Origin of the sequence: Anaeromyxobacter sp. PSR-1 (assembly GCF_000964525.1) — a bacterium.
In the GTDB taxonomy this organism is placed as follows: domain Bacteria; phylum Myxococcota; class Myxococcia; order Myxococcales; family Anaeromyxobacteraceae; genus Anaeromyxobacter.
In genome coordinates this window covers 1-12,861 of record NZ_BAZG01000012.1, presented here as the reverse complement: position 1 = coordinate 12,861, position 12,861 = coordinate 1, and the positions used below count along the sequence as shown (strand labels likewise).

At 74.8% G+C, this 12,861-nt stretch carries 15 protein-coding genes; 6 read left to right on the top strand and 9 right to left on the bottom strand.

Features of this window, described 5'->3' with window-relative positions:
* The first annotated feature begins 103 nt into the window (after window positions 1-103).
* Window positions 104-394: a YtxH domain-containing protein gene (locus tag PSR1_RS03865; RefSeq protein ID WP_059436322.1), complete on the top strand. Its 291-nt coding sequence runs from the start codon at window positions 104-106 to the stop codon at window positions 392-394.
* Between the two features lie 3 nt (window positions 395-397).
* Here the strand turns inward: PSR1_RS03865 and yihA are convergent, their stop codons facing one another.
* Together yihA and PSR1_RS03855 are read right to left on the bottom strand one after the other, a co-directional pair.
* Complete coding sequence (gene yihA / locus PSR1_RS03860; RefSeq protein ID WP_059436321.1) at window positions 398-1,048, bottom strand: ribosome biogenesis GTP-binding protein YihA/YsxC; 651 nt, start codon at window positions 1,046-1,048, stop codon at window positions 398-400.
* 9 nt (window positions 1,049-1,057) lie between these two features.
* The gene (locus tag PSR1_RS03855) at window positions 1,058-1,591 is read right to left on the bottom strand and encodes a cytochrome c family protein (RefSeq protein WP_237757810.1); all 534 of its coding nucleotides are present in this window, start codon (window positions 1,589-1,591) and stop codon (window positions 1,058-1,060) included.
* A 22-nt stretch (window positions 1,592-1,613) separates the two neighbouring features.
* Here PSR1_RS03855 and PSR1_RS03850 point away from each other — a divergent pair, with 22 nt between their 5' ends.
* The 5 genes from PSR1_RS03850 to PSR1_RS03830 all read left to right on the top strand — a co-directional run bounded on the left by PSR1_RS03850 (window position 1,614) and on the right by PSR1_RS03830 (window position 4,889).
* Complete coding sequence (locus PSR1_RS03850) at window positions 1,614-2,102, top strand: hypothetical protein (RefSeq protein ID WP_059436319.1); 489 nt, start codon at window positions 1,614-1,616, stop codon at window positions 2,100-2,102.
* Between the two features lie 6 nt (window positions 2,103-2,108).
* The gene (coaE, locus tag PSR1_RS03845; protein ID WP_059436318.1) at window positions 2,109-2,744 is read left to right on the top strand and encodes a dephospho-CoA kinase; all 636 of its coding nucleotides are present in this window, start codon (window positions 2,109-2,111) and stop codon (window positions 2,742-2,744) included.
* Window positions 2,745-2,750: 6 nt separating this feature from the next.
* Window positions 2,751-3,902, top strand: a complete 1,152-nt coding sequence (locus PSR1_RS03840; RefSeq protein WP_059436317.1) for an SDR family oxidoreductase — start codon at window positions 2,751-2,753, stop codon at window positions 3,900-3,902.
* Window positions 3,903-4,000: 98 nt separating this feature from the next.
* Entirely contained in the window at window positions 4,001-4,408 is a 408-nt protein-coding gene (locus tag PSR1_RS03835; protein WP_059436316.1) for a MaoC/PaaZ C-terminal domain-containing protein, read from the top strand.
* Between the two features lie 4 nt (window positions 4,409-4,412).
* Entirely contained in the window at window positions 4,413-4,889 is a 477-nt protein-coding gene (locus tag PSR1_RS03830) for a MaoC family dehydratase N-terminal domain-containing protein (protein WP_059436315.1), read from the top strand.
* Between the two features lie 3 nt (window positions 4,890-4,892).
* Here the strand turns inward: PSR1_RS03830 and PSR1_RS03825 are convergent, their stop codons facing one another.
* The 7 genes from PSR1_RS03825 to hslV form a co-directional block, all read right to left on the bottom strand.
* Complete coding sequence (locus tag PSR1_RS03825; RefSeq protein ID WP_059436314.1) at window positions 4,893-5,633, bottom strand: M48 family metallopeptidase; 741 nt, start codon at window positions 5,631-5,633, stop codon at window positions 4,893-4,895.
* Between the two features lie 3 nt (window positions 5,634-5,636).
* On the bottom strand, window positions 5,637-7,499 hold the full coding sequence (gene dnaK / locus PSR1_RS03820) for a molecular chaperone DnaK (RefSeq protein ID WP_059436313.1): 1,863 nt from the start codon (window positions 7,497-7,499) through the stop codon (window positions 5,637-5,639).
* Window positions 7,496-8,455, bottom strand: a complete 960-nt coding sequence (locus PSR1_RS03815; RefSeq protein ID WP_059436312.1) for a tetratricopeptide repeat protein — start codon at window positions 8,453-8,455, stop codon at window positions 7,496-7,498. The genes dnaK and PSR1_RS03815 overlap by 4 nt, the downstream gene beginning before the upstream one ends.
* Before the next feature lie 137 nt (window positions 8,456-8,592).
* Window positions 8,593-9,522, bottom strand: coding sequence for an ornithine carbamoyltransferase (gene argF / locus PSR1_RS03810; protein WP_059436311.1), 930 nt, complete (start codon window positions 9,520-9,522; stop codon window positions 8,593-8,595).
* Between the two features lie 12 nt (window positions 9,523-9,534).
* Entirely contained in the window at window positions 9,535-10,740 is a 1,206-nt protein-coding gene (locus tag PSR1_RS03805) for an acetylornithine transaminase (protein WP_059436310.1), read from the bottom strand.
* Window positions 10,741-10,796: 56 nt separating this feature from the next.
* Window positions 10,797-12,239, bottom strand: coding sequence for an ATP-dependent protease ATPase subunit HslU (hslU, locus tag PSR1_RS03800; protein ID WP_059436309.1), 1,443 nt, complete (start codon window positions 12,237-12,239; stop codon window positions 10,797-10,799).
* The gene (gene hslV / locus PSR1_RS03795) at window positions 12,239-12,784 is read right to left on the bottom strand and encodes an ATP-dependent protease subunit HslV (protein WP_059436308.1); all 546 of its coding nucleotides are present in this window, start codon (window positions 12,782-12,784) and stop codon (window positions 12,239-12,241) included. Before hslV ends, hslU begins: the two co-directional genes overlap by 1 nt.
* Window positions 12,785-12,861 lie beyond the last annotated feature (77 nt).

Genomic DNA, 12,861 nt, shown 5'->3' with positions numbered 1-12,861 from the left:
GCCGGCCGCGCGCGCCCGCGTGGACGGCGGAGGGGCCTCGATCGCGCCCCGCCCGATGCGCAGGCTGTGACGCGGGCCCGGGAGCGGGCGGGAGGGATACGACATGGCGATGTCCTGGAAGGCGATGAAGGGGATGCTCGACCGCGAGCTGCTCTTGAAGCGCATGGGGCTCGAGGAGCGCAGCCCGGCCGGCGACTTCTTCACCGGCCTCGGCCTGTTCTCGGTCGGCGTGCTGGTGGGCGCGGGGCTGGGCATGATGTTCGCGCCCCGCCGCGGCGAGGACCTGCGCGCGATGATGACGGACGCGTGGCGGCAGCGGGCCGGCAAGCCGGCGCAGGGGCCCGACTACCAGGCCATGGGCGCCGAGACGGCGATGCCGTCGCCGCAGCACTGACGGCTACGCCGGCGGCTCCGCCTCGGCCGTCCGCGCCTCCTCGGCGGCGAGCGCGGCGAGCCGTGCCCAGAGCGCGTCGGTGCCGGTGCCCTCCACCGCGGAGAACGGCACCGCGTCGCCGCGGGCCAGCCCGAGCGCGCGCTCCACCTGCTGGAGCGCGAGCACCCGGCGCGCCTTGGGCAGCTTGTCCATCTTGGTCGCCGCCACCACCAGGCGCCGCCCCGCCGACACGAGGAACGCGGCGGCGTCCTCGTCGCTCTCGGAGGGCGGGTGGCGCGCGTCCACGATGAGCACCACCGCGCGCAGCACGTCGCGGTCGCGCAGGTAGTCCTCGATCATGGCGGTCCAGCGGTCGCGCTCGGCCCGCGAGACCTTGGCGTAGCCGTAGCCGGGCAGGTCGCAGAAGCGGATCGGGCGCGGGCGCGCCTTCGGCGTGGGCCGGTACGAGAGGTCGAAGAACTGGAGCGCGCGGGTGCGGCCGGGCGTGGACGAGACGCGCGCCAGCCCCTTGCGGCGGGCGAGCGCGTTCAGCATCGACGACTTCCCCACGTTGGAGCGGCCCACGAACGCGATCTCGGGCGTGGCGCCGCGCGGCCACTCCTCGGGGCGGGTGGCGGTCTTGTCGAAGTCGGCGGAGACGACCTGGATCGGCACGTCGGGCTCCTAGCGGCCGCCGGGGCGGCGGGCGGGGGCCGGGGCTGGCCGCGCCGGCGCGCGGGGACCCGCGGGCGCAGCGGCGTCGCCGGGCGCCGGGGTCCAATGCGGGGTCCAGTGATCGATGAGCGGCAGCTTCCGCTTCGGATCGAAGCGCAGCAGGCTCGGCGTCGAGTCGGTGTGGCAGGCGAGGCAGGTCTTCGGGCCCGGGTCCACCAGGCCGACGGCGCGCGCCAGCTCGCGATCGCGCATGACGTAATCCGCCGCGTAGGCGCGCCCCGGGCCGTGGCAGGTCTCGCAGGAGACGCCGGCGAGCCCGTCCTCGCGGTCGGGCGCGTGGCACGAGAGGCAGCGCGGGTCCTCCCGGCGCTCCGCCGGCAGCACCTCGAGCGCGCGCGCGTGCGGGCTCACCCGCCAGCGCTCGTACGCGGACGGGTGACACGCCTTGCACGCCTCGGGTCCCACCTTGTCGCCTGCGGCGCGCGCGGCGGGCGGGAGGGCGAGGACGGCGGCGAGGAGCGGGAGGCGGAGGGCGGGGAGCACGGGGGCCGGAGTATAATGCGCCATGCGCCTCGTCTGGCTCTCGACCGCCATCCTCCTCGCCCTCGGCCCCGTTTCCGCCACCGCACGCCCGTGGAAGGGCGTCACCCCGGGCGTCACGGCGCAGGCCGAGGTGGTCGGGAAGTTCGGCGAGCCCACCGCCCGTACCCGCCGCGGGGCGCGCACCGTCCTCGCCTACTACGGCGACCAGGCGCTGGAGGGGACCAAGCAGGCGCAGTTCCACCTCGACGCGGCCGGCACCGTCCAGGAGATCACGATCTTCCTGACCGTCGCCCTCGACGCGGACACCATCGAGGGGACCTACGGGAAGCCCACGCAGAAGACGTTCGTGGAGGACACGTTCCAGAAGGTCTGGCTGTACCCGGCGCAGGGCGTGACGGTGTACTTCGCGAAGGACGGGAGCGTCGAGGCGCTCGCGTTCGCGGCGGGACGGCAGAAGGCCGCGCCCGCGTCGGCGAAGCCCGCCGCGGCCGAGACCGCCACGGCCCGCTGAGGCGGCGTGCGCGTCATCGGCCTGACCGGCGGGATCGCCACCGGCAAGAGCACCTTCGCCGCGCTGCTGCGCGCGCGGGGCGCGCCGGTCGTGGACGCGGACGCGCTGGCGCGGGCCGCCGTCGAGCCCGGGACGCCGGCGCTGGCCGAGATCGCCCGCACCTTCGGGGCGGAGGTGCTGCGCCCGGACGGCGCGCTCGACCGCAAGGCGCTCGGCGCCCGCGTGTTCGCCGATCCGGAGGCGCGGCGCCGGCTCGAGGCCATCACCCACCCGGCCGTCCGCCTCGCCATGCGCGAGGAGACCACCCGCCTGGCCGCGCAGGGCCACCCGCTCGCGTTCTACGACACGCCGCTGCTCTACGAGGTCGGGCTGGAGGCCCTGCTCGACGCGGTGGTGGTGGTGTGGGCCCCGCGCGACCTGCAGCGCGAGCGCCTGATCCGCCGCGACGGGCTCGGCGGCGCGGAGGCCGACGCGCGCCTGGCCGCGCAGCTCCCCGTGGACGAGAAGGCCGCGCGCGCCGACTTCGTCGTCGAGAACGCGGGCGCCCCCGAGGCGCTGGCGGGCAAGGCCGATCGCCTGCTGGCGGACCTCCGGGCGGGCCGGGGGCGCAGGCTTCCCAACGCGCCCCCCGTGCGCTATTGACCGCGCATGGGGGCCGGCGCGCGCGTCCACTTCGTCACGGGGTACCCGGGGTTCATCGGGAAGCGGCTGGTGCGCCGCCTCCTCGAGGACGCGCTGCGCGGCGAGGACCGCGTGGTGCTGCTGGTCCAGCCGCGCAACGCCGCCGCGGCGCGGGCCGACCTGGGCGCGCTCGGCGCGGAGCGGGCCGAGGTGCTCGAGGGCGACGTCGAGCAGATGCACCTCGGCCTCGCCGGCGCCGAGTGGAAGGCGCTCGCCCGCGAGGTGACCGACGTCTGGCACCTGGCGGCGCGCACCTGGCTGGGCGCGTCGCGCCCGGAGTTCCGCAGGGTGAACCTTGAGGGCACGCGCAACGTGCTGGAGCTGGGCCGCGCGGCCCGCCGGCTGCGGCGGCTCAACCACTTCTCGACCGCGTTCGTCTCCGGCGACCGGGTGGGCGTCATCCTCGAGGACGAGCTGGCCATGGGCCAGCGCTTCCACAACGCCTACGAGGAGACGAAGTACCAGGGCGAGCTGCTGGTCCGCGCGGCGCAGTCGGAGCTGCCCGCGACCATCTACCGCCCCAGCATCGTGGTGGGCGACTCGCGGACCGGCGAGATCGACCGGTTCGAGGGCCCCTACGCGCTCGCCATCCTGCTGGTGGCGTCGCCGCTGGCGGTCCCGCTGCCGCTCCCGGGCGACGCGGTGGCGCCGCTCAACGTGGTCCCGGTGGACTTCGTGGTGAACGCGGCGGTGGCCATCGGCGAGGCGCCCGCCGCGGCGGGCCGTACCGTGCACCTGGTGGACCCGTCGCCGCTCTCCGCCCGGCGCGTGTACGAGCTCATCGCCGCGCACGCGGGCAAGCGCCTGCCCTCGGTGTCGGTCCCGGCGCGCGTGCTCCAGGCGCTGCTCCAGCTGCCGCTGCTGGAGCGGCTCTCGCGCGTGCACCGGCCGGCCATCGAGTACGTGAACCACCTGGCCATCTACAACTGCCGCAACCTGCTCGAGCTGCTCGACGGCACGGGCCTCCGCTGCCCGCCCATCTCCAGCTACCTCGACCGGCTCATCGAGTTCGTGCAGGGGACGTTCGAGAAGCGGCGCGAGGCCGAGCTGGCGCAGCTCGCGGGCGAGGCCGACGACCCGCTCGATCCGCCCGCCCCGCCCGCGTCCGGCGCCGCCTGATCCCGCCGCCCGCGCGCCCGCGCGGTGACGCCCCGCGTCGTGATTCCGAGGGGGTGCGCGGGCTTGTGCTCCGCCCGGACCTCCCTTACACGGGAGGGATGAAACGCCTCCAGGACTTCACCGTGGGCGACACCTTCGAAGCGTTCCGGGAGGTGGACTCGTACCGGCCGATCTACTACGCGGCCGCCTCCGGCGACTTCAACCCGATCCACATCGACCCGCAGGTGGGCCGCGCCGCCGGCTACTCGGGCGCGATCCTCCAGGGCATGTGCACGTTCTCGTGGCTGTCCGACGCGTGCGTCGCGTACCTCGGCGATCCGGCGCGCCTGCGCCGGATCCGGGCCCGCTTCACGAAGCCGGTGCAGGTGGGCGACGTGATCCGGTTCCAGGGCCGGTGCGTGGCGCTCGACGGCCCCCGGATCGCGCTCGAGCTGGAGGCGACGAACCAGCGCGGCGAGGAGGTCCTGAAGGGCGCGGTGGCCGAGGGCCACCTCGGGGAGGGGTGACCGCGTGCCCATCGACCGCAAGCACCTCGGCCGGCGCTACGGCCCGTACCGCTTCACCGTGGGTCCCGAGCAGATCCGCGACTTCGCCTCGGCCACCGGCGGCGGCGTGCCGGGCCGGGTCTTCTCGGTGGCGCCGGAGCGCGCCCACCCCTGGACCTGGGACGAGGCCGCGGCCGCCGCCTCGCCGCACGGCGGGCTGGTCGCGCCGCCCACCTTCGCGGCCGCGTTCGCGATCCAGCCGTTCGCGAACGCCTGCGCCGACCCGGAGCTGGGCGTGAACGTGCTCCGCCTGGTCCACGCCGAGCAGTCCTTCGAGCTGGAGGCGCCGGTGCGCCCCGGCGACGTGCTCGAGACCGAGGGCGAGATCACCCGGATCCAGGACCGGGGCAGCCTCGACTTCCTCGAGGTCACCACCGAGACCCGCAACCAGCGCGGCGAGCGCGTGGTGCGCGGGGTCTGGACCGCGATCATCCGGAACTGACGCTCAGGCGGTGATGACCCCGTCCGCGATCAGGTTCGCGAGGATGCGGGCCGTGTCGAGGCGCGGGAGCCCGGAGAGCGCGAACAGCGCCTCGTAGTCCACGAAGCCGTCGATCTGCGCGAGCAGGAAGCCGGCGCGGTGGTCCAGGTTCAGCCACATGATCTCCTCCGGCTTGATGGCGAGCCGGGGGACGCCGCCGAGCGGGCCGAGCTTCGACTCGTACATCGCGATGAGGGTGGCCTCGTTCTGGCGCAGGTACTCGCGCGCCTCGCGGTGGTCCGGGTCCACCTGCAGGATCTTCTCGATGAGCTCCAGGGAGCCGGTGAAGTCGCCCAGCGCGAACAGCTCGCGGGCGGCCTGCATCCAGACCTCCACGTCGCGGCCGCCCGGGGACTCGCCGGGCGCGAACTTCGCCGGCACCAGCGGGCGGATGTCGGACTTCTCCGCCACCGCGTCGAGATCCAGGCCACCCTCCGGGTCCAGCTCCAGCTCGATGATCTCGGCCGCGGCGGGCAGCGCGTCCCAGGGCGAGTGCCCGGGCGCCGCGGCGGGGGGCGGGAGCGGGACCGGCTCCGCCGTGGCGCCGCCGGGCATCCCGCCGCCGAGCAGGGACAGGTACGAGCGCGCCTTGGGGTTGCCGGGGTCGCGCTCCAGCGCCTGCTGGAACGAGCGCAGCGCCTCGCCCACCCGCCCCGCCACGTAGGCCTTGATGCCGCGGTCGATGAGCTCGCTCACGTCCGCCACGGCTCACCTCGCCCCGGGTCGCGCGGTGGCGGCCAGGCCCTTGAACAGCTGCAGCGTGCGCTCCAGCGGCTCCTCCTCGGCGGCGAGCGCGGCGAGGTCGCGCGCCTCGACGGCGGTGCGCGCGCGGGCGAGCACCCCCTCCGCCTTGAGCACCGCGTCCTTGCCGAACCGGGTGCGCTCCAGCGCGTCGTGCACCTCCGGGCCGAGCGCCTCGATCTCGCGCACCAGCGCCAGCACCCGGTCGCGCCGCGCCTCGAACTCGCGCGCGGTCTGCTTGCGCTCGAGCAGCTCGTCGATCTGCTCGTCGAGGATGTGCCGCATCTCGTCCTCGGTGAGGCCGGAGGTGGCGGTCACCGAGATCGACTGCTGCAGGCCGGTGGCCACGTCGCGGGCCGACACGCCCACGATGCCGTCGGCGCTGATCTCGAAGGTGACCTCGATCTCCACCTCGCCGCGGCGCGCCGGCCGGATGCCGTCGAGCACGAACTCGCCCAGCAGCTCGTTCTCGATGGCGCGCTCGCTCGCGCCCTGGAGCACGGCGATGCGCACCGAGGTCTGGTTGTCCTGCACCGTGGTGAACAGGTGGGTCTGGCTGGTGGGGACGGTGGTGTTCCGCGGGATGACGGTCTGGAAGTAGCCGCCCACCACCATGAGCCCGAGGTTCTGCGGGGTGACGTCGAGCAGGAGCACCTCGGCGCCGGCGTGCGGCGCGGAGAGCGCCTGCGCCTGGATGGCCGCGCCCAGCGCCACCACCTCCTCCGGGTGGACGCCGCGGCACGGCTCGCGCCCGAAGAACTCGCGCACCGCCTGCTGCACCCGCGGCATGCGGGTCATCCCGCCGACCAGCAGCACCTCGCCCACCTGCGACGGCCGCACGCCCGCGTCGCGCAGCGTGCGCTCGGTGACCGCGATGCACCGGTCCACCAGGTCCTTGGTGAGCTCCTCCAGCTTCTCGCGCGAGAGCTGGCGGTCGAGGTGGAGGGCGCTCTTGCCCTCCCCGCCCCCCACCAGGAACGGCAGGTGGATGGCGGTGGACGGGAGCGAGGACAGCTCGCACTTGGCCCGCTCGGCGGCGTCGCGCAGCCGCTGGAGCGCCATCTTGTCCTGGCGGAGGTCGATCCCGCCGTTCTCCTTGGCGAAGCCGAAGGTGAGCCAGTCCATCACCCGGCGGTCGAAGTCCTCGCCGCCGAGGTAGGTGTCGCCGCCCACCGCCACCACGTCGTAGACGCTCTTGCCGATGTCGAGCACCGACACGTCGAACGTGCCGCCGCCCAGGTCGAAGACCACCACCTTGCGCTCGATCTGCTTGCCGAAGCCGTACGCGAGCGCGGCGCTGGTGGGCTCGTTGATGATGCGGAGCACCTCGAGCCCGGCGATCCGCCCGGCGTCCTTGGTGGCGTGGCGCTGGCCGTCGTTGAAGTAGGCCGGGACGGTGATCACGGCGCGGCTCACCGGCTGGCCCAGCCACGCCTCGGCGTCCGCCCGCAGCTCGGCCAGCACCATGGCCGAGATCTCCTGCACGGTGAGCGTCCGCCCGCCCAGCTCCACGCGGACGTCGTGCCCCTCCGGCCCGGCCACCAGCCGGTACGGCAGCACCCGGCGCGCGTCCTCGATCTCCTTCGAGCCCCAGCGGCGGCCGATGAGCCGCTTCGCCGCGAAGACGGTGTCCTCGGCGTTGGTGATGGCCTGGCGCTTGGCGAGCGCGCCGACCAGCCGCTTCCCGTTGCGCGCGAACGCCACCACCGACGGCGTGAGGAGCTGGCCGCTCCGGCCCGGGATGACGCGCGGGACGCCGTCCTGCACGGTGGCGACCACCGAGTTGGTGGTGCCGAGGTCGATGCCGATGACGGGCTCGCTCGCGCTCATCCGAGGAAGCTCCAGCGCAGCCGCTTCAGCCGCTCGCGCGCCTGCTCCAGCTTCGGGTCCAGCTCCACCGCCCGCTCCAGCGCGCGGCGGGCCTCCTTGCGCGCGCCCTGGGCCTCCAGCGCCAGCCCCAGCGCCTCGTGCGCGAACCCGGCCGACGGCTGGGCGCGGACCGCCGCCTCGGCCAGCTCGCGCGCGGCGACCGCGTCGCCGGCCGCGAGCGCCGCCCGGGCCCCGCCCGCGGCCGCCCGCGCGTGGCGGGGGTCGGCCTCGAGCGCCTCGCGGAAAGCCGCGAGCGCCCTGGCGGGCGCGCCCATGGCCTCGGCCGCCAGCCCGCGCTCGTACGCGTCGCCGGCGCGCTGCACCGCCGCCCGCCGCCGCGCCTCGGCCGCGAGCGCGGCCACCTCGGCGTTCTGCGGGTCCATCCCCTGCGCCAGCACCAGGTCGTTCGCGGCCTGCGCCACCTGCCCGGCCTGCAGGGCCTCCTTCCCCCGCCGCACCAGGTCGGCCACGCGCCCGGCGCGGGCCACCAGCGGGCTCTGCCGGGCGAGCCGCGCCCGGCGCTCCGCCGAGCGGCGCTCGTCCTCCAGCTTGCGCAGCTCCATCCGCGCGAACTCGTCGGCGGGCGCGGTCTGCCGCGCGTAGGCGGCGCGCCGCGCCTCGTCGCAGAGCACGTCGCGCGCCTCGGTGAGCCGGCGGAAGACCTTCTCCAGCCGCGCGCGGTAGCTGCCCAGCCGCTTCCCCGGGTAGCGGTCCGGGTGGAAGACCTTCACCTTCTCGAGGTACGCGGCGCGCGCGGCCTCCACCGGCGCGTTCCAGGCCAGGCCCAGGACGTCCCAGTGCGTCCAGCGCGGCAGGCTCCCCTCGGCGAACAGGATCTCGCGGCGCCGCTCGGCGTCGAGGTCCACGTCCTCCTGGAGATCCGCCGGATCGAACGCGAAGCCGCTGTATCGATCCACGCTCAACCGTTTCCCCCCGCCCGCACCTCGGCGGCCCCGAGATTAACGACCGGGACCGCAGGGGGTCAAATCCGCTCCGGCGCGCGCGCCCGCCCCACGGGCCCCGGACACGCGCCGGGGCCCGTCCCGGCGGCCAGTCACCGGCCCGCGAGCAGCAGCTCGAGCAGCGCCTTCTGGGCGTGCAGGCGGTTCTCGGCCTCGTCGAACACCGCCGACTGCGGCCCCTCCAGCACCTCGTCGGTGATCTCCTCGCCGCGGTGCGCCGGGAGGCAGTGGAGCACGACGGCGTTCGGCCGCGCCTGGGCCATCAGCGCCCGGTCCACGATGAACCCCTCGAAGCGGCGGCGGCGCTCCTCCGCCTCCTGCTCCTGGCCCATGCTGGCCCAGACGTCGGTGTTCACCACGTGGGCGCCCGCCACCGCCTCGGCCGGCGAGCGGAACACCTTCGCGCGCCCGGCGGCACGGGCGAGCAGCGCCGCGTCCGGATCGTAGCCCGCCGGGCAGGCGAGGTGCAGCTCGAACCCGAGCAGCACGCAGGCCTCGAGCCAGCTGTTGGCCATGTTGTTGCCGTCGCCCACCCAGGCCACCCGCAGGCCGGGCTTGGTGAGCGCGTCCGACCCGAAGCGCTCGGTGACGGTGAGCAGGTCGGCCAGCACCTGGCACGGGTGCGAGGCGTCGGTGAGCGCGTTCACCACCGGCACGCCGGCGTAGCGCGCCATCTCCTCGATCTTGTCGTGCCCGTAGGTGCGCACCACCAGGCAGTCGAGGTAGCGCGACAGGACGCGGGCGGTGTCGCGGATCGGCTCGCCGCGCCCGAGCTGCGTGTCGCGCGGCGAGAGCATGATCGCGCCCGCGCCGAGCTGGTTCGCGGCCACCTCGAACGAGACGCGGGTGCGGGTGGAGGCCTTCTCGAACACCAGGCCGACCGTGCGCCGCTCCAGCGGGCGCGGGCCGCCCCTGCCGAGGAGCTTCCACTCCGCGGCGCGCTCCACCAGCTCGAGCAGCTCCGAGCGGTCCAGGTCGGTGATGCGGAGGAAGTCGCGCTTCTCGCGAGGCGAGGTGGCCATCGGGGTCCTCTCTCAGGGCTTCGCGGGCGCCGCCGCCAGGGCCGCGCCGAGCCGCTCCAGGGCCAGGTCGGCCTCGGCGGCGGTCAGGTTGAGCGGCGGGGCCAGGCGCAGCACGTCGTCGCCGATGGCGTTCACGAGCAGCCCGCGGGCGCGGGCGGCCTTCATCACCTCGGCGGCGGCCACGCCCTGCACGACGACGCCGAGCAGCATGCCGCGGCCGCGGACCCGGGCCACCCGGCCGCCGGCGGCGAGCGCCTCCAGGCCGGCGCGGAGCCGCGCCGCGACCTCGCGCGAGCGCTCCAGCACGCCGCCCCTCAGCTCGGCCAGCACCGCCAGCGCCACCGCGCAGGCGAGCGGGTTGCCGCCGTAGGTGGTGCCGTGGCTGCCCGGGGTGAGGTGCTGGCCGACCTCCTCGGTCGCGAGCATGGCGCCGATGGGGAACCCGCCGCCGAGCGCCTTCGCGCTCGACATGAGGTCGGGGGTGATCCCCTCCCACTCGTGGGCCCAGAACCTCCCGGTGCGGCCCATGCCGGTCTGCACCTCGTCGAGGCACAGCAGCACGCCCTTCCTCCGCGTCAGCTCGCGCACGGCGCGCAGGTAGCCCTCCGGCGGCGGGACCACGCCGGACTCGCCCATGATCGGCTCGACCATGAACGCGGCCACCGTGTCGTCGAGCGCCGCCTCGAGCGCGGCGAGGTCGCCGTACTTCACGTGGCGGACGCCGGGGACGAGCGGCGCGAAGCCGACCTGGTACTTCTCCTGCCCGCCCACGGTGACGGTGAAGAGCGACCGGCCGTGGAACGAGTCGGTGCAGGAGACGATGACGTTCCGCTCGGGGTGGCCGCGGTCGTGGTGGTACTTGCGCGCGAGCTTCAGCACCGCCTCGTTCGCCTCGCCGCCGCTGTTGCAGAAGAACGCGCGCGACGCCCAGGGCGTCACCGCCAGCAGCGCCTCGGCGAGCTCGACCTGGCGCGGGATGAAGTAGTGGTTCGAGACGTGCCAGACGGTGCGGGCCTGCTCCTCGAGCGCCTTCACCAGCGCCGGGTGGCAGTGGCCGAGCACGTCCACCGCCACGCCGCCGAGGAAGTCCAGGTACTCGTTGCCGTCGGCGTCCCAGACGCGGACGCCCTCGCCGCGCGCGATGGCCACCGGCTGCTGCCGGTAGTTGGGCGTGAGCACCTTCTGCGCGCGCTGGGCGATCGACTCGTTGCGTGTCATTCCGCGCTTATAGCAGCCGGGCGGCGGAGAGTTCCAGATCCGCGAGGGCCCGCGCCTCACAGGATGTAGCGCGAGAGGTCCTCGTCCTGCGCGATGCCCTGGAGCCGGTCGCGCACGTAGGCGGCGTCCACCACGATCCGCTGCCCGCGCAGCTCCGAGCCCTCGAACGAGAGCTGGTCCAGCAGGCGCTCCATCACGGTGTGGAGGCGGCGCGCGCCGATGTTCTCCATGCGCTCGTTCACCTCCGCGGCGATGCGCGCGATCTCGTCCACGGCGTCGTCGCGGATCTGCACGTCCACGCCCTCGGTGGCGAGGAGCGCGGTGTACTGCCGCACCAGGCTGTTGCGCGGCTCCTTGAGGATGCGCACCAGGTCCTCGCGGGTGAGCGGCTCCAGCTCCACGCGGATGGGGAAGCGCCCCTGCAGCTCGGGGATGAGGTCGGACACCTTGGCGACGTGGAACGCGCCGGCCGCCACGAACAGCATGTGGTCGGTCTTCACCACGCCGTACTTGGTGTTGACGTTCGACCCCTCGACGATGGGCAGCAGGTCGCGCTGCACGCCGCCCCGCGAGACGTCCGGCCCGCGCACGCCGCCGCCCTCGCCGCCGGCGATCTTGTCGATCTCGTCGATGAACACGATGCCGGCGTTCTGCGCGCGATCCAGCGCCTCGCGCGTCACGCGCTCCATGTCCACCATCCGCGCGGCCTCCTCGTCGGTGAGCAGCTCGAGCGCCTCCTTCACCTTCACCTTGCGCTTCCGCTTGCGGCCGCCGCCGCCCAGCATCCCGAGCAGCGGGTTGTTCCCCAGGTTCTGGACCATGTCCTGGAGGCCCTGCGCCATGTCCTCCATGCCCGGGCCCATGAACGGCATCACCGGCATGGAGCGCTCCGAGAGCTCGACCTCCACCAGGTCGTCGTCGAGCGTGCCGGCGCGGAGCTGCGCGCGCGCCTTGTCGCGGGCGCCGGCCGCGGAGCCGGCCGGGTGCGACGCCGGCGCGGCCTGCGGCTCCTCGGCCTGCGCGCCCCGCCCGCCGAACGGGTTCCGGAAGCCGAGGCCGACCCCGGAGCCGAAGCCGAGCGCGTCGAGGACCTTCTCCTCGGCCGCCTCGCGCGCGCGCTCGCGCAGCTTCGCGATCTCCTCCTCCTTCACCAGCTTCACCGCCGCCTCGACCAGGTCGCGGATCATCGAGTCCACGTCGCGGCCCACGTAGCCGACCTCGGTGAACTTGGACGCCTCGACCTTGACGAACGGCGCGCCCGCGAGCCGCGCCAGCCGGCGCGCGATCTCGGTCTTCCCCACGCCGGTGGGGCCGATCATGATGATGTTCTTGGGCAGGATCTCGTCGCGCAGCTCCGGGCCGACGCGCTGGCGGCGCCAGCGGTTGCGCAGCGCGATCGCGACCGCGCGCTTCGCCTGCGCCTGGCCGACCACGTAGCGATCCAGCTCCGCCACGATCTCGCGCGGCGTGAGGTCCTGCGGCTTCGCGCTCGGCGCCATCACAGCTCCTCGATGGTGAGGTTGCCGTTCGTGTAGATGCAGATCTCGGCGGCGAGCTTCATCGCCTCCTCGGCCACGCGCCGGGCGTCCAGCGTGGAGTGGGCGAGCAGCGCCCGGGCCGCGGCCAGCGCGTAGGGGCCGCCCGAGCCGATCGCCGCCGCGGCCCCGTTCGCCACCGGGTCCGGCTCGATGACGTCGCCGGCGCCGGACAGCACCAGCACGTGCTCGCGGTCGGCCACCACCAGCAGCGCCTCCAGCCGGCGCAGCATCCGGTCGGTGCGCCACTGCTTCGCGAGCTCCACCGAGGCCCGCGGCAGCGAGCGCGCGTGCTCCTTCAGCTTCTTCTCGAACAGCTCGAAGAGCTGGAACGCGTCGGCGGTCGCGCCGGCGAACCCCGCCACCACCTGGCCCTCGCCCAGCCGCCGCACCTTGCGGGCGGTGGCCTTCATGACGGTCTTGTCCAGGGTGACCTGGCCGTCGCCGGCGATCACCACCCTGCCCTCGCGGCGCACGCAGAGGACGGTCGTTCCGTGCATGGGGCGCATGCCCGAGAGGTAGCGCGGCCGCGCCCGGGGGGCAACGATTCACGGCGGGCCGCCCGCGCCCGAGGTCCGGCGTCAGC